The following is a 17,392-nucleotide window of genomic DNA, read 5'->3' on the forward strand; positions in this document are numbered from 1 at the left end:
TTTAAAAAAAACCATCGTTCGCATACTTTTTCAACAAAACTTGTATTTATGTGTTTTTTCTATACAAAAACTGATGACATCGACAACAATTATTCCCAAACTAAAGTAATATAAGTAGACAAATGCGGGAAAGGGTTCAAATCTACTATGCAATTTAAAGAACAAAGAAAAGCTTCCCAGAAAAACCTTTCTTATCTTTCATAGCTGAAAAAATCGGACAACAGATTTTGTCTGGTGAATATCAAGCTGAAACTATCCTCCCTGGTGAAATAGAACTCGCTGAACAATTTGACATCAGCAGAACTTCTGTTCGTGAAGCAATAAAAATACTTGCAGCCAAAGGTATGCTATTACCTCGCCCACGTATTGGTACTCGAATCATGCCAACAATTCATTGGAATTTCCTTGATCAGGATTTATTAAAGTGGTGGATGAATCGTGACAATCTTAGCCAAGTGGTTGAACATTTCCATGTGGTAAGATTAGCAATAGAACCACAAGCTTGCTTTCTTGCCACACAAAAACAAAAGAAGCAGTTCTTACAGATAGTAGATGAAATGTATCTACTAAAAGAAAATTTTAACCGAGAAAAATGGATAAAGATTGATTACCAGTTTCACTACACCATTTATAAATCTTGTGGAAATCCATTCTTACGTTCTTTTGCCAACTTATTTCATTTAGTTTACCAGAACTACTTCAAAGCTGTTATTTCCGATAAAGTTGTACAACTGGAAACTCATAAAACAATTGTTAATTCAATCATCCAAGGTGACAGTCACAGCGCACTTCTCGCTTGCCAAAAGTTATTAACAGAGCGCGAATGATATTATATAGTAGTGTTTTAGATTAATATCTAATCAAACATTAGCTAGATAAAATAAGTAGGATTATTAATGGTAAAAACCGCTCGTAATATGGCGGGGCTACCCTGGATTGCTGCAATAGCTTTCTTTATGCAAGCGTTAGATGCAACAATTCTCAACACAGCATTGCCCGCTATTGCTGAAAGCCTCAAACATTCACCTCTGGCGATGCAATCTGCTGTTGTCAGCTATACTCTGACTGTCGCTTTGCTAATTCCAGTCAGTGGCTGGTTAGCAGATCGTTTCGGTACCCGCCGGATATTTATGTTTGCTGTATCCTTATTTTCTTTAGGTTCCCTTGCCTGTGCTTTGTCAGGTAATTTAGCTTTTCTAGTTGTTTCTCGTGTAATTCAAGGAATTGGTGGTGCAATGATGATGCCAGTTGCTCGCCTTGCTTTATTACGTGCGTACCCACGCAGTGAACTTCTATCTGTTATGAATTTTGTCACCATGCCAGGGTTAGTAGGGCCAATTCTTGGTCCTATGCTCGGTGGGTTATTAGTCACTTATGCTACCTGGCACTGGATATTTATTATCAATATTCCAATTGGTTTATTGGGGATTATTTATGCTAAAAAGCATATGCCTAATTTTACAATGCCAAAACGTTCATTCGACTTTTTCGGTTTCATACTTTTTGGACTGAGTTTGATAATGGTTTCTGTCAGTTTGGATTTACTAGGAGAGAGTTCGTTACCAGGCTATATACCTCTGACAATTATGGTTGGTGGTTTTATGATATTATTTGGTTATCTGATGCATGCTAGAAAACAAATCCAACCCCTTATCAGTCTGAAATTATTCCGTATTCGCACATTCTCTATCGGTGTTATAGGTAATATTGTTACACGCTTGGGAACGGGTTGCATTCCTTTTCTGATGCCTTTGATGCTACAAGTTGGATTTGGCTATTCAGCGGTCATTGCCGGAATGATGATGGCACCAACAGCTATTGGTTCTGTTATAGCCAAATCTTTCGTTACTAATGTATTAACTCGCTTTGGATATCGTAAGACGCTGGTTAGCATAACAATCATTATTGGATTAATGATTTCTCAATTTTCACTGCAATCACCAGAAATGCCCGCTATCCTTTTGTCTATTCCACTATTTTTACTGGGTATGGCTGTATCCATTCAATTTACTTCGATGAATACCATTACTCTCGCTGATCTGACCGATAATAATGCCAGTTCAGGAAATAGTTTATTAGCTGTAACTCAGCAGTTATCTATTAGCTTCGGTGTTGCAGTAAGTGCAGCTATTCTTCGTTTCTATGAATCGATACCTTATGGAACAACCGTTGATAACTTCCACAATACTTTTATTACCGTAGGAATAATCACTTTACTCTCTTCTTCCACCTTCCTGTTATTACATAAGGAAGATGGAAATAACATGATCAAAAAAAAGAATACCTAAGAATGAGAAACTGAACTACGCTCAATCAGTGTCGGAGTTAATACTAATAATTTAGGATCACTTTCTGGGTTATCCATCCGATAAAGCAAAGTATCAACAGCTAATTTTCCTAACTCATCTTTTGGCTGATGAATGGTTGTCAACGGTGGGATCATATAAGGGGCAAGGTCGATATTATCATAGCCTATGATGGAAATATCACCCGGCACAGAAAGCCCCGCCTGGTACAGAGCCTGATAAGCGCCAACGGCCATTGCATCATTTCCGGCAAAAACAGCTTCTGGCGGTTCTGGATGTTGTAGTAATTTCTGCATTGATTTAAAACCACCAGCAAATTCAAAATCACTGTAAATTTCATATCCGTCAGGAATAATAAGGCCAGCATTTGCCATTGCCTTTCTATACCCCTTCAATCGATGATTAGCAGGTGTTTTATCTTGTGGACCTGCAATACAGGCTATTTTTTTAAAACCACAGCTAATAAGGTGATTAGTCGCTATCTCACCACCCAACAAGGAGTTGTCCTGAATAACATCACTGACAATATCAAATGGAGACCAATCCATCATAACCATCGGTAAAGGAGGATAACGGCGCAAAACATCACAGGAGCTGTGTTGATTTTCAGTACACATAACCAGCACTCCATCTACTCGCTTTTGCAACAAAGTTTCCATGCTGTAATCCATTCGTTTGGCATCACCTTCTGTATTACACAAGATAAGGCTGTAACCACGCTCATAACAGCTTCGTTCAACCCCTCTTACAATTTCAGCATAAAAGGGATTATTACTGGTCGTTACCAACATACCAATGGTCTTGGTTTGCTTGATTTTAAGACTTCGTGCAAGCGCTGATGGTGTATAATTCAATTGCTCAATCGCATCATTAACTTTCTTTTTTACACCATCACTGACATAACGATTATTATTAATAACATGAGATACAGTTGATGTAGAAACACCTGCAAAACGAGCAACATCTTTCATTGTAGCCACAGTCAGTCCTGTTCAGTTAAAAATGCATCAATTTCATTTCGCCACGGGACGGAAGGCTGAGCTCCCTGACGGGTTACCGCTATCGCAGCAGCAGAATGAGCAAATCGTATGGCAGATAACATGGGTTTTCTTTCCAATAATGCTGTCACCAACGCACCGTTGAAAGTATCTCCTGCCGCAACAGTATCTACAACGTTAACTTTAAATCCCGGAACGATTTTTCCTTTCTGACCGTTTTCACTCAACCATACACCACGGCTACCCAATGTGATAATTACCGTTTCAATACCTTTATCATGCAGTATTTGAGCTGCATTTTCTGCATCTGAATCATTTTCTACTTTAATTCCAGTGAGATACTCCGCTTCAGTTTCATTCGGTGTAATGATATCCACCAGCGAGAGCAATTGATCAGATAATTTTCGGGCCGGCGCCGGATTGAGTATTACTTTTGTATTATTTTGTTTAGCTATTGTTGCAGCAAGCTGCACTGTTTCCAATGGGGACTCAAGTTGCATTAATAATGCATCTGCTTCCTCAATAATATTTTGGTAGCGATAGAAATATTCCGGTGTCAACGCTGCATTAGCGCCTGCATTGATACCAATAACGTTTTCACCTTGCTGATTAACGAAAATCAACGCTACACCCGTTGTTTCTCCTTTAATCACCTCAATGCCAGAAATTTTAATATTATCCTTTGCTAACTGCTGACAGATACGAAAACCAATATCGTCCTCACCAACACAAGCAATAAATGTAATGTCAGCACCGCTGCGACCTGCTGCTACCGCCTGATTAGCACCTTTACCACCAAAAGCAACCTGATATTGTTCTCCAATCACCGTTTCCCCCGGACGAGGGAATGACTTAAGATTCAAAATATGGTCAGCATTAATGCTGCCAAGCACCGTAAGTTTTGCTGTACTCATTACATTTATTCCTTTTCAATTATGCCGCCACCACCATCAATGAGTAACGGCACAAATACCGATTTATTTCTTAATAACCAACTCCAGTTCTACAGGAATAACAGCATCAACTTTTTCGCCTTTCAGCACCTTGTCCGCTGTCTGAACACCAACGATACCTATTTGATCAGGACGCTGAGCGATTGTCGCTCCTAATTTTCCACGTTGAACAGCTTTGATACCATCTCCAGTACCATCAAAACCAACAACTAATACATCGCTTTTACCTGCTGTCTGTAAAGCACGCAAAGCACCTAACGCCATCTCATCATTCTGAGCAAATACAGCTTGTACAACCGGATGAGCCGTCAGTAAGTTCTGCATAACGTTCAGTCCCTTGGTACGATCGAAATCAGCAGGCTGACTAGCCAGCACATTGAATTTATGTTCCTGTGCTACCTTATTAAATCCTTCACCACGTTCACGGGCAGCAGAAGTGCCGGCAATACCTTCTAGCTGAATAATTTTGGCTTCATTCCCCAATTTTTCGGCGATAAAATCACCCGCTATTTTACCACCCAAGCGGTTATCAGAAGCAATATGACTGACAACAGCACCTTTATTCGCTATCCGATCTAAAGTAATGACCGGAATTTTGGCATTGTTAGCCATAATAATGGCATTACCAACAGCATCGGAGTCAGTCGGGTTAATTAGCATGAGTTTAGTACCACGTACCGTCAAATCCTGAACATTAGCTAATTCTTTCGCTGGATTATCCTGAGAATCCAATACAATTAGGTTATAGCCCAACTTATCCGCCTCTTTTTGAGCACTCTCTTTCATGGAGACAAAAAATGGATTATTTAGTGTAGAAATGACTAGCGCGATAGTATCTTTCGCTAACGCATTTACACTTATAGTCGCGCCTAGTACAACAGCAGATAAAATTGTGACTAATTTCTTCATTCTCATTATATTATTTCCTATAGGATGAGGTTATTTACCACTTTTGTTATCAACCAGAACTGCCAGCAATATTACACTTGCTTTAACAATCATCTGGTAGTTAGAAGAAATACCTAATAAATTTAAGCCATTATTTAAAAAACCTAGGATTAGCGCACCAATCAAAGTCCCCGTAATTAATCCCTTACCACCAGCCAGACGAGTTCCGCCCAAAACGACAGCAGCAATAGCATCCAATTCATAACCACTCCCCGCCATTGGTTGAGCAGAAGAAAGACGGGCCACTTCAATAATACTTGCTAATGCCGTCAGTAAACCGCATAAGGCGTAAACGATAATCTTGATTTTATCGACACTGATACCAGACAAACGGGTAGCCGATTCATTACCACCCAATGCATAAATATAACGACCTAAGCGGGTGTGGTGCAGGAGATACCATGCAATAACAAAAACGATCAACATCAGCCATATTGGAGTAGGAATTCCCAATGGGCGACCAATACCAAGCCAGCCAAACAGATCCGCATTATTACTGAATCCTGTATTTATTGGGCTACCATCAGTATAGACGCGGGTTATTCCACGAAGTAATAACATCATGACCAAAGTGGCAATAAAAGCCTGTACTTTACCTTTAGCAATGATTATTCCTGTACAAGCACCGATCGCAGCACCTAAAGCCAAAGCCCCCACTACAGCCACCAGCGCATTAACCTCCATACCAACCAATGAAGCTGCTACTGCGCCTGTTAATGCAAGCAATGAACCAACAGACAGATCAATACCCGATGTTAAAATAACCAATGTCATCCCAACTGCCATAATGGCATTGACTGATGTCTGTTGCAGAATATTAAACAAGTTATTTAACGTGAAAAAATTTGGGCTAAGAGAAGAAACTACGGCTATCAATACTAACAACGCAATCAATGACTTTTGTTTCAGTAACCACTCTTTAGTAAACCAACACTTAGATGTCGGTGATATGTTCGAATTCATACTGAATTACTCCCGAATCGCTCCATATTGCTTGCCAACAGCCGCCGCCATCAAAATTTCTTGAGTTGCCTGTTCAGCAAAAAATTCTCCGCTGATATAACCTTCATACATGACCAAAATACGATCACTCATTCCTATCACTTCCGGCATTTCAGAAGAAACAAGGATGATACTCAAACCCTCTTTTTTGAACTGATTAATGAGTTGATAAATTTCTTTTTTTGCACCGACATCTACTCCCCGAGTCGGCTCATCCAAGATAAGAATTTTTGGTCTGGTCATTAATCCACGAGCAATGGCCACTTTTTGCTGATTACCTCCAGAAAGCAGGCTAATCGTCTGTTCCATTGAAGGTGTTTTGATATTAAATAACTTGATAAAATCATTGACTGCCTGCTGCTCTTTTTTATGGTTCAGGCTACCTGATTTATTACTAAAATAACGTAAAGCGGTAAGAGACATATTCTCTTTAACCGACATATCCAAAACTAATCCATCACACTTCCGATCTTCTGAAATATAAACAATCCCACAAGCTAACCCATCCTGAGAACGACGGGTTACAACAGGCGTCCCATCCAGAGTGATTTGTCCTTGAGTTTTTGGCAACGCACCATAAATAATTTTCACTAATTCAGTGCGGCCAGCCCCCATCAACCCCGATATACCCAAAATTTCTCCGCTATAAAGGGAAAAGCTAACATTTGTCACACCGGGACCAGAAAGTTGCTTAACTTCAAGCCGCTTCTTACCACGAGGCAAATTTAGGCGAGGATATTGCTCTTCCAGTTTTCGGCCAACCATCATTTCAATCAGAGTCTCTTCTTTTAACTGCTTTACCGGCTTTTCACCAATAAATTGTCCATCACGGAATACCGTAACATCATCGCAAATTTCAAAAATTTCTTTCAGACGATGAGAGATATAAACAATACCGCATCCCTGCAATGTCAGTTCACGTATTACGTTAAACAATGATTCAGTTTCTGTATCAGTCAGTGCATCAGTTGGTTCATCCATAATGATAACTTTGGATTCAAAACTCAGCACCTTAGCAATCTCAATCATTTGCTGATCACCGATAGAAAGTTCATCTACCCGCCAGTGACTGCTGTAACTTAAATTCAACTTTTTCAAAAGGCGATCGGCTTCCTGGTACATTTTTTTCCAATCAATGGCACCAAATTTATTAACGAATTCACGCCCCAGGAAAATATTTTCTGCAATAGTCAGTTGAGGAATAAGATTTAATTCTTGATGGATAATCCCAATACCCGCATCCTGAGAGGATTTAGGACCAGAAAAAATTACTTCTTTTCCCAAATAATGAATTGTGCCTGTATCTTTGGTATATATTCCGGTCAACACTTTCATCATCGTGGATTTACCTGCACCATTCTCCCCTACCAATGCCATGACTTTACCCGGATAAACACGTAGTGCCGCGCCAGATAATGCTTTAACACCAGGAAAAGATTTACTAATTCCTTTTAGTTCCAGTGCAGGTCGCATAACCACCTCAGAAAGTCACACCAGCACAAAGGATGATATTGGCATAAGGAGAATTCTCTCCAGTACGAATCATCGCTTGGCTATATTCCGTTTTCTCTTTCAATATATTATGACTGATATATTCCACAATAATTGAATTCCCTTGTTGTTCCTCTAGTTCCTTAATCTGAGATAATATTAATTGATGTATCAAAGGATTATAGATAATGATCTCCTCTGCTAAAAATGCAGCTTCAACCTGCATTTCCTGAGTCACGACATTAAGAACGGATATAAAACTAGGGATCCCCTGGGTTAGCGCTAAATCAATCCGCTGGGCTGAAGAAGGAATTGGTAACCCAATGTCACCAATTGTAATCTGGTCAGTATGCCCCAGCCGAGAAATTACGGCTGAAATTTCAGAATTAAGTAATACACCTTTTTTCATTTTTTTATTCCATTAGCGAAACGTTTCGCTATTAAAGCAATATATAAAGTAACATTTAAAATGCAACATTAATAATACAAAAGTGTGATCGTTATCGATAACGCTTCGACAATAAAAAAACCAAAAATCAACGTTAACTTATTGAATATTTGACGCTGAATCGATTTTTAAGGTAAATATAGTCTTCATCAATAAATGATGATTAAAATCTATGAAGAAGAGTGATTAGATTTTATTTATCCCAACAGATAATATTGGTATGAATTATGCAACAATTAGTGGAAAAAATAGCTTGTTTAAGTAACTATCTGGAGAGTGGTCTGTATGAAAGACAACAGACGATTCGTTTATGCCTGCTAGCTGCACTGTGCGGAGAAAGCGTTTTCCTGCTTGGTCCCCCAGGGATCGCAAAAAGTCTGATAGCCCGCCGATTAAAATTTGCGTTTCGTGATGCCAGAGCATTTGAGTATCTGATGACCCGTTTCTCCACTCCCGAAGAAATTTTTGGTCCTCTTTCTATTCAGGCATTGAAAGAAGAAGGTCGTTATCAACGACTGACCACTGGCTATTTACCTGAAACTGAAATTGTCTTTCTCGATGAAATATGGAAAGCCGGCCCGGCAATTCTCAATACCTTGCTGACTGCAATTAACGAAAGAAAATTTAGGAATGGGGATACAGAAGAGAAAATTCCGATGCGATTACTAATAACAGCATCTAATGAATTACCTGAAACAGATAGCAGTCTTGAGGCTCTTTATGACCGAATGCTAATCCGTATTTGGTTGGATAAAATTCAAGAAAAACAGAACTTCCGGGCATTACTTACTAACCAAAAAGATGAAAATGATAACCCTGTCCCAGAAAATATTCAGATAACAAGTGAAGAGTTTCATCAATGGCAACAAGAGATTAATAAAATAGTCCTACCAGAGAATTGTTTTGATATTATCTATCATCTACGCCAGCAACTTGATGCAACAGAACATTCACCTTACGTTTCAGATCGGCGCTGGAAGAAAGCAATTCATTTATTACAAGCTAGTGCTTTCTTCAATGGCAGAAGAGAAATATCGCCACTTGATTTAATATTGTTGAAAGATTGTCTGTGGTATGATCTTCACTCTTTCAAATTATTACCTCAATATCTGAATACTCTCATGATCGAACAAGCCTATCAGCAAAGAGTATCATCTCAGCAAATTGATTCACTTTATCACCAATGGATTCAAGCCCGTCAGGATAAAAATAATCAGCAGGCGTTGTACCTGGAAAAACAAACAGGTTTGTTTGGACGCAAAATACAATATTCGCTACCCGATCACATCAATGAAGAAAAATTGACTTTGTTCCTGCATACACCTCTTCATATCCATGATATTCAAGTTAATTTTATTGAAGTGGAAAAAAAGATGCTAAATACCTGGATAAATAAAGGTGGAAGTTTACCAGCCCGCCTGAACAGTATCGGTTTTCCACAAGATATAGCAGCCGAAATTAATTCATCACATCAACCAGAGATTTTTGATATTAGCCGTCGTTCCTCTACTTTATATTTACCGGATAGTCAATATCAACAAAACGAAAAAAACAGCGAGTGGTTGGAAAAATTGGAAAAAATTAACCAAGAGATTCACCATCAACGCCAATTATTTAGTCAGCATCAACCATGTATATTCATTGAAAACCATTGGTTTGCTGCCATAGAACAAAGTTTTATCCAACTGACGGATAAAATCAATCAGTTGAAAATAAAAATGGGCAGCTAACAAATGATTAGCCTAACCACTCTTGATCTTTTATTGTCAGTAAACGAAGGAGAACTGATAGAAGAGATCATATTAACTCTTCTGGCTTCACCTCAGTTAGCTATCTTTTTTGAAAAATATCCTCGTTTAAAACGTGCACTACTGAAAGACATTCCCGGTTGGAAACAAGATTTACAACAAAGAATTAAAGAAGCGCTAATTCCAGCCCCCCTGGCAGAAGAATTTCAGTTATATCAACAATTACTGTCTGCCAACACCGATAATTTTTATCTTAAACTTCCCGATATTCTGGAAATACTGAACCAAATTAAATCCCCTTTTATTGAAGAAGCACAGAAATTGGTAACCAGCACTACCGAGCATTCAAATGCATTACAAATCCTGTTTATCCAACGATGGAGACTCAGCCTGATCCTGCAAACTACAACTTTCCACAAGAAATTACTGGAACAAGAAAAAGAACAATTACTGGCAGAATTGCAACAACGGCTAACACTAAGCGGTAATATTGATCCTATTTTCAGTGAAAATGACAGGGCGGCGGGACGGTTATGGGATATGAGTAAAAGTCAGTTAAACCATTCCCGCAATGATGAACAGTTATTGATTCGCTACAGTGAATTTCTTCACCAACAACCCGAACTGGAAAAACTGGCTCAATTACTTGGTCGTAGCCAATCTGCAAAATCAAAACCACAGGAAAGCCATCTTCTCGAACCCTGTACTACCATTGAACGGACACCTGATACCGTTCCTGAGCAGGTAAATGGCATAGGGCAAAGTGATGATATTTTACGCCTGTTACCAACAGAACTGGCAATATTAGGAATTGAAGATCTGGAATATGAATTTTATCGCAGATTGGTGGAAAAGCGCTTATTGACCTATCGCTTACAAGGCGATAGCTGGCAACAGAAAACAACATTACGACCAGTCACTCATTACAATAAGGAGGAAAAGCCAAGAGGGCCATTTATTGTCTGTGTGGATACTTCCGGCTCTATGGGAGGATTCAATGAAAAATGTGCCAAAGCTTTTTGTCTGGCACTGTTACGCATTGCACTAGCAGATGATCGTAACTGTCACATCATGTTATTTGCTACAGAAATTGTACACTATGAACTATCTTCACCAGATGGTCTGGAGCAAGCTATTCGTTTTCTCAGCCAGACTTTTAGAGGAGGAACAGATTTAGCTTTTTGTCTGGCAAGCACAATAGAAAAAATGAAAGAGCAATGTTGGAAAGATGCTGATGCTGTTGTTATTTCAGATTTCATTGTCCAGCGTTTACCGGACCCACTAATCCATCAGATAAAAAATCTGCAACAGCATCAGCAACACCGCTTCCATGCGGTCTCCATGTCCCAATATGGTAAGCCCGGTATTATGCGGATATTCGATCATATCTGGCGTTTTGATACCGGACTTAAAAGCCGTTTACTGCGAAAATGGCGTCACTGAATTGAATCAGAGCATGCCTTCTACAGTTTCGCGTACTTCAGGTGACCATATGCTGCATTGAACCTGACCGATATGTTTCATTTGCAGCAGTAACATCACCAAACGGGATTGACCAATACCTCCGCCAATCGACTGTGGCATATCGCCTTTGAGTAACGCCTGATGCCAATCATATTGCAAGCGCCCTTCATCACCGGTCAGCCCTAATTGGCGCTCCAGCGCTTCTGCATCAACACGGATACCCATGGAAGAGATCTCAAAAGCGTCCTCTAAAACAGGGTTCCAGACAATAATGTCGCCGTTCAGACCAGCAAAACCATCACTGTTTGACGTCGTCCAGTCGTCATAATCCGGTGCTCGAACATCATGTGCTTGACCATCAGATAATTTCGCACCAATACCAATGAGGAAAACAGCACCCAGTTCTTTAGCAATAGCACGTTCGCGACCTTTTGCATCCAGATCCGGATAACGGCTCAGAAGCGTTTCACTGTGAACAAAGTGAATTTGATCTGGCAGGAACGGTGCCAGACCAAACTCTTTGCTGACAGCTTTTTCTGTTTCTTTTATTGCTTCGTAAATTTTGCCTACTGTCTGTTTTAGATAAGCAAGTGAGCGTTGCCCATCTCCCATCACTTTTTCCCAATCCCATTGATCAACATAAACAGAGTGGATTGGTGTTAAGCGATCCTCGTCCGGACGCAATGCTTTCATGTGAGTGTAAAGCCCTTGCTCCGGCTGAAAATCAAAACGGCCCAGTGTTTTACGTTTCCATTTAGCCAGTGAATGCACTACTTCGAAAGTTGAATCCGGTAACGTTTTCACTTTTACCTGAACAGCCTTTTCATGGCCGGACAAGTTATCCTGAATACCATCACCCAAACAACTTAAGATTGGCCCTTGTACTTCAATCAGACCTAGCTTGCTTTCCAGCAAGCGGGAAAAGAAGGATTTCACGAAACTAATTTGTTGCTGCTTCTCAATAAATGACTTTTTCATAATATTATTCTCAAATTTTTAGGTAGCCCTGATGTCCTGTTGCAAACATTAAGCAATAGAATGAGGTATAAATTCAATATACTTCAATAAAAATAGTCTTTATGCTTTATAAAATTCATTTTTAATATAGAAAAAATGAAAATTCAATAAAAAATGGAGCTAAAAATGGCAGAAATTTATCAGATCGATAATCTGGACCGTGACATACTTCACGCTTTAATGGACAACGCACGTACACCTTATGCCGAACTGGCAAAGAAATTTGCTGTCAGCCCAGGAACCATTCATGTTCGTGTAGAAAAAATGAAGCAAGCAGGGATCATCACCGGTACCAGAGTAGATATTAGTACTAAACAACTTGGTTATGATGTTTGTTGCTTTATTGGCATTATTCTTAAGAGTGCTAAAGATTACCCATCAGCTCTGAAAAAACTAGGCAACCTGGATGAAGTGGTTGAGGTTTACTACACAACAGGCCACTACAGCATCTTTATTAAAGTTATGTGCCGTTCAATTGAATCCCTTCAAGATGTACTTATCAACAAAATACAGACTATCGATGAAATCCAATCAACAGAAACCCTGATCTCCTTACAAAACCCGATCATGCGAACAATCAAGCCATAAGATAAAATTTGTTATAACCACATTATCCACAGGTAGATCCCAGCAGATTCACAGCGTACAATAGCGACTCTTGAAATCTGTTGGGATCATTATGGCCACTATTACCTTAATCAGCGGCAGCACGATGGGCAGTGCTGAATACGTAGCTGAACATATGGCTGAAATTCTGGAAGATGTTGGTTTTTCCACCGAAATGCTACATGGCCCCTCTCTCGATGAACTTCCTCAGGAAGGGCTCTGGTTAGTAGTCACATCCACACATGGGGCAGGGGAATTACCAGAAAATATACAACCACTGGCAGAAGAAATTTCTGAAAAAAAACCAGATCTCAGCAAAGTAACATTTGGTGCTGTTGGTATTGGCAGTTCTGAATACGATACTTTCTGTGGGGCGATAAGATCGCTTGATCAACTATTGGTGGAAAATGGGGCTAAACGCCTCGGCGATCGTCTGGAAATTGATATCCAACAACATCAGATCCCCGAAGATCCCGCAGAAGAATGGGTTAAAATTTGGGCAAAGTCACTCTGATTTGAACAAAAAAGCAGCGAACGATTGTGGATAACTCATATAAGAAGCAGGGGTTAACCCGTAGTTATCCATAGTATAACTATCAGTCCATGATCGCATTGTGAATAACTTGCTGTTTAGATCCCAGTTTATACAGGCCAGGATCACGGATCATTCACAGTAAATGATCCTTTACAATGTTATGATCTTTCTAAGTAAAAATAACTTATCCACAAAAGATCATGATCCTAATAAAAGATCTAATAAAGAGATCTTTAAATAAAAAAGATCTTCTTTTAATTAGCGGCGATTTTACCTACTTGGTCTATCGCCAAAACTTGAGTAGAATTCTCTTCCCTTAATGCAACACTAAGCATTCTTATAACTGAAGGTTCATCACCATGTTTTATCCAGAGCAATTTGACGTCATCATTATCGGTGGTGGTCACGCCGGTACTGAAGCTGCTATGGCAGCTGCTCGTATGGGCCGTCAAACCTTATTACTGACTCACAATATTGATACTTTGGGCCAAATGTCATGTAACCCAGCCATCGGTGGGATCGGTAAAGGACATCTGGTTAAAGAAATTGATGCTCTAGGTGGTTTAATGGCTAAAGCCACTGATCAGGCCGGTATTCAATTTAGGACCTTAAATGCCAGTAAAGGACCCGCTGTTCGCGCAACACGTGCTCAAGCTGACAGGGTTCTTTACCGTCAAGCCATACGAACAACATTAGAAAATCAGCCTAACTTAATGATTTTCCAACAACCCGTAGAAGATCTCATTGTTGAAAACGATACTGTCACGGGTGCAATAACTCGTATGGGACTTAAATTCAAGGCCAAAACAGTTGTTCTGACAGTAGGTACATTCCTTGACGGTAAAATCCATATCGGCCTGGAAAATTACAGTGGAGGGAGGGCCGGTGATCCTCCTGCGATCTCATTAGCACAGCGTTTACGTGATTTGCCTTTACGTGTAAACAGATTAAAAACAGGTACGCCACCACGTATTGATGCCAGAACTATTGATTTTAGTCAGCTAACACAACAACTGGGTGATAATCCAACACCTGTATTCTCTTTTCTTGGAAATGCGGGACAACATCCACAACAGATGCCATGCTACATCACTCATACCAATGAAAAAACACACAATGTGATCCGCAATAATTTAGATCGCAGCCCAATGTATGCAGGGATCATTGAAGGGATCGGCCCACGTTACTGTCCTTCGATCGAAGACAAAGTCATGCGTTTTGCGGATCGCAATGCTCATCAGATCTTTCTTGAACCAGAAGGACTGACCAGTAATGAAATTTATCCAAATGGTATTTCTACCAGCTTGCCATTTGATGTACAGATGCAAATTGTTCATTCCATGAAAGGGATGGAAAATGCCCGCATTATTCGCCCTGGTTATGCAATAGAATATGACTTCTTTGATCCAAGAGATCTGAAACAAACCCTGGAAAGTAAATTTATTCATGGCTTATTCTTTGCCGGGCAAATTAATGGTACGACTGGTTATGAAGAAGCTGCCGCTCAAGGGCTTTTAGCTGGGCTTAACGCAGCCCGTTACGCTTCAGAAGAGGAGGGATGGTTCCCTCGTCGTGATCAAGCTTATATTGGTGTTCTGGTTGATGATTTGTGTACTCTGGGCACTAAAGAACCATACCGTATGTTTACTTCCCGGGCTGAATATCGCCTGATGTTACGTGAAGATAATGCTGACCTTCGTCTGACAGAGAAGGGCCACGAATTAGGATTGGTGGATGATTACCGCTGGGAACATTACTGCCGTAAGGTGGAGATGATCGAACAAGAACGTCAGCGTTTGCGTAATATTTGGATTCATCCTCATTCAAATAATCTTGGTGACATCAACAACATATTAAAAATGCCATTATCGAAAGAAGCTAATGGTGAAGATCTATTACGTCGTCCTGAAATAAATTATGAAATCCTAACTTCATTACCCCTGTTTTCTCCTGGTCTTAAAGAACCACAAGCAGCTGATCAGGTTGAAATTCAGGTCAAATATGAAGGGTATATTGCCCGTCAACAAGAAGAGATTGAAAAACAATTGCGTAATGAAAACACGTCATTACCGATTGATCTTGATTACCGTCAAGTTAGTGGTCTTTCTAATGAAGTTGTCGCTAAACTTAATGATCACAAGCCAAACTCAATTGGTCAGGCTTCACGTATTTCAGGGGTAACACCTGCTGCAATTTCGATTTTACTTGTATGGCTGAAAAAACAGGGCTTACTGCGCCGTAGTGCCTGAGAGGATTTTTATTGTGCTTAATAAACTGGAATTTCTGCTGACTAAAGCAGGAATAGAGCTTTCACAACAGCAAAAACAGCAGCTCATGGCCTATGTTGATATGCTCAACAAATGGAATCAAGCCTATAATCTCACGTCTGTCCGTGAGCCAGAGCAAATGCTGGTACGTCATATTATGGATAGCATTGTTGTCAGCCCTTATCTACAGGGGCATCGTTTTATAGACGTAGGCACAGGTCCGGGGTTGCCAGGGATCCCATTAGCTATTGTTCGTCCAGATTCTCATTTCACATTGTTGGATAGTTTAGGTAAAAGAGTTAGGTTCTTGCGCCAGGTTCAGCATGAACTTGGTTTGGATAATATAGAACCAGTGCAAAGTCGGGTTGAAACATACTCTTCTGAGCTGCTTTTTGATGGTGTTATAAGCCGTGCTTTTGCCTCATTACAGGATATGGTCTCTTGGTGTTGCCATTTGCCTGAGTCTGTTCATGGACGATTCTATGCGCTTAAAGGCGTGTTTCCTGAGGAAGAATTTACCATGTTACCTTCCGGAATTGTTGTTGATTCAGTTATTCAGTTAGATGTTCCTGAACTGGAAGGGCAACGCCATCTGGTTATCCTTAAATCAAACTAAGTTTGTTATTTGTCAATAAAGTTATAAATAATTAGTGATGTTGAGCACAATTATACTGTGGTCAACATCGTCAATTATGATTTGTCTCGTTTCAGCTTTAATTTACCGCGTTATTACATAAAAATAACGTTATCTTGATATTAAGATAGTTGGGACTTTAAAAATCAGATAAAGCGTTTTTTCATCAGATTTGCTTTTTTAAAGCAGCTAAAAATTAGCTTGGTAATTTAAGTCAATAATATAATAACCTTCTCCTATAAATTTAAATTAACTTATTGATTTAAATGTTAATATTTTTTATTTTTACTCGCTGTGAATGTTAAATATAACTAACAAATGAAAATTTTATGTGATTTAAATCACATTTAAATTTGAGAGCATGAAATTATTAGAGAGAGAAAATCAGCACAATAATTAGCTTACAATCTGGCGCCAGAGTAAAAAATTTAAATAATTGTTCACCTTTTCGTTACTTATGGATTGAATTCATTTTGGCTGCCCGTATAATTTGCACGTTTTTGTCACTTGACACACTTAAGCAAAGGCAGTTTTATACAACATTTAGCAAAACCTGATATGCAAGGCGTGCAAGGGGAGAAAACAAAAGTCATGTCTGTATCCCTTTACAGCGGTAGAATTGCACTGAAACTGCTTTTTTTGCAGTTAATGACTTTTGTTGTTCTCAGTGTGGCTTTTTGTACCAAAAGTATAGAATGGGGCGCTTCTGCTTTTGCTGGTGGATTAGCATGTTGGTTACCTCATGCCATTTTTATGCTGTTTGCCAGTTTTCAGAAAGTAAAAGAAGAAGGTGTTCCTGTACGTGTGGCGTGGTCTTTCGCTGTTGGCGAAGGGTTGAAGGTTATTATTGCAATAGCTGTACTGGTTGTTGCTTTAGGCGTGTTTAAAGCGGCGTTTGCACCACTGGGTTTGACTTATTTAGCGGTGCTGGTTGTGCAGATCATCGCACCAGCTGTGATAAACAGTTAGGTTTTC

General features: G+C 39.6%; 15 protein-coding genes and 1 pseudogene. 9 read left to right on the top strand and 7 right to left on the bottom strand.

Going from position 1 to position 17,392, the window contains the following annotated elements:
• Positions 1–147 precede the first annotated feature (147 nt).
• Together KZ793_RS20525 and mdtD are read left to right on the top strand one after the other, a co-directional pair.
• Positions 148–827, top strand: a pseudogene (locus KZ793_RS20525) (FadR/GntR family transcriptional regulator).
• A 69-nt stretch (positions 828–896) separates the two neighbouring features.
• Entirely contained in the window at positions 897–2,288 is a 1,392-nt protein-coding gene (mdtD, locus tag KZ793_RS20530; protein WP_225817016.1) for a multidrug transporter subunit MdtD, read from the top strand.
• Here mdtD and rbsR read toward each other — a convergent pair.
• From rbsR to rbsD, 6 genes are all read right to left on the bottom strand, one after another.
• On the bottom strand, positions 2,285–3,286 hold the full coding sequence (gene rbsR / locus KZ793_RS20535) for a ribose operon transcriptional repressor RbsR (protein WP_225817017.1): 1,002 nt from the start codon (positions 3,284–3,286) through the stop codon (positions 2,285–2,287). The genes mdtD and rbsR overlap by 4 nt on opposite strands.
• A 2-nt stretch (positions 3,287–3,288) precedes the next feature.
• Entirely contained in the window at positions 3,289–4,218 is a 930-nt protein-coding gene (rbsK, locus tag KZ793_RS20540; protein ID WP_225817018.1) for a ribokinase, read from the bottom strand.
• A 63-nt stretch (positions 4,219–4,281) separates the two neighbouring features.
• Positions 4,282–5,172, bottom strand: a complete 891-nt coding sequence (rbsB, locus tag KZ793_RS20545) for a ribose ABC transporter substrate-binding protein RbsB (protein ID WP_225817019.1) — start codon at positions 5,170–5,172, stop codon at positions 4,282–4,284.
• Between the two features lie 24 nt (positions 5,173–5,196).
• Positions 5,197–6,168 carry a ribose ABC transporter permease gene (rbsC, locus tag KZ793_RS20550; RefSeq protein ID WP_225817020.1) on the bottom strand — a complete coding sequence of 324 codons (972 nt, stop codon included), beginning with the start codon at positions 6,166–6,168 and terminating at the stop codon, positions 5,197–5,199.
• A 6-nt stretch (positions 6,169–6,174) separates the two neighbouring features.
• Positions 6,175–7,680 (bottom strand): ribose ABC transporter ATP-binding protein RbsA, encoded by a 1,506-nt coding sequence (gene rbsA / locus KZ793_RS20555; RefSeq protein WP_225817021.1) that lies wholly within the window; start codon positions 7,678–7,680, stop codon positions 6,175–6,177.
• Between the two features lie 7 nt (positions 7,681–7,687).
• Positions 7,688–8,107 carry a D-ribose pyranase gene (gene rbsD, locus KZ793_RS20560; RefSeq protein ID WP_118987184.1) on the bottom strand — a complete coding sequence of 140 codons (420 nt, stop codon included), beginning with the start codon at positions 8,105–8,107 and terminating at the stop codon, positions 7,688–7,690.
• Positions 8,108–8,373: 266 nt separating this feature from the next.
• On the opposite strand from rbsD, the gene ravA reads away from it, so the two are divergent.
• Together ravA and viaA are read left to right on the top strand one after the other, a co-directional pair.
• Positions 8,374–9,876, top strand: coding sequence for an ATPase RavA (gene ravA, locus KZ793_RS20565; protein ID WP_225817022.1), 1,503 nt, complete (start codon positions 8,374–8,376; stop codon positions 9,874–9,876).
• 3 nt (positions 9,877–9,879) lie between these two features.
• Positions 9,880–11,337, top strand: coding sequence for an ATPase RavA stimulator ViaA (viaA, locus tag KZ793_RS20570; protein WP_225817023.1), 1,458 nt, complete (start codon positions 9,880–9,882; stop codon positions 11,335–11,337).
• A gap of 6 nt (positions 11,338–11,343) precedes the next feature.
• Here viaA and asnA read toward each other — a convergent pair whose 3' ends face one another.
• Positions 11,344–12,336: an aspartate--ammonia ligase gene (gene asnA / locus KZ793_RS20575; protein ID WP_225817024.1), complete on the bottom strand. Its 993-nt coding sequence runs from the start codon at positions 12,334–12,336 to the stop codon at positions 11,344–11,346.
• Between the two features lie 165 nt (positions 12,337–12,501).
• On the opposite strand from asnA, the gene asnC reads away from it, so the two are divergent.
• The 5 genes from asnC to atpI all read left to right on the top strand — a co-directional run bounded on the left by asnC (position 12,502) and on the right by atpI (position 17,386).
• Positions 12,502–12,963 carry a transcriptional regulator AsnC gene (gene asnC, locus KZ793_RS20580; protein WP_166304256.1) on the top strand — a complete coding sequence of 154 codons (462 nt, stop codon included), beginning with the start codon at positions 12,502–12,504 and terminating at the stop codon, positions 12,961–12,963.
• A 91-nt stretch (positions 12,964–13,054) separates the two neighbouring features.
• Positions 13,055–13,495, top strand: a complete 441-nt coding sequence (mioC, locus tag KZ793_RS20585) for an FMN-binding protein MioC (RefSeq protein WP_225817025.1) — start codon at positions 13,055–13,057, stop codon at positions 13,493–13,495.
• Between the two features lie 380 nt (positions 13,496–13,875).
• Positions 13,876–15,765, top strand: a complete 1,890-nt coding sequence (mnmG, locus tag KZ793_RS20590; RefSeq protein WP_225817026.1) for a tRNA uridine-5-carboxymethylaminomethyl(34) synthesis enzyme MnmG — start codon at positions 13,876–13,878, stop codon at positions 15,763–15,765.
• A gap of 13 nt (positions 15,766–15,778) precedes the next feature.
• Positions 15,779–16,399: a 16S rRNA (guanine(527)-N(7))-methyltransferase RsmG gene (gene rsmG / locus KZ793_RS20595; protein ID WP_132353459.1), complete on the top strand. Its 621-nt coding sequence runs from the start codon at positions 15,779–15,781 to the stop codon at positions 16,397–16,399.
• A gap of 609 nt (positions 16,400–17,008) precedes the next feature.
• Entirely contained in the window at positions 17,009–17,386 is a 378-nt protein-coding gene (atpI, locus tag KZ793_RS20600) for a F0F1 ATP synthase subunit I (RefSeq protein WP_225817027.1), read from the top strand.
• Positions 17,387–17,392: the final 6 nt, after the last annotated feature.

The sequence above is a fragment of the Photorhabdus antumapuensis genome (assembly GCF_020387775.1).
Lineage (GTDB): Bacteria > Pseudomonadota > Gammaproteobacteria > Enterobacterales > Enterobacteriaceae > Photorhabdus > Photorhabdus antumapuensis.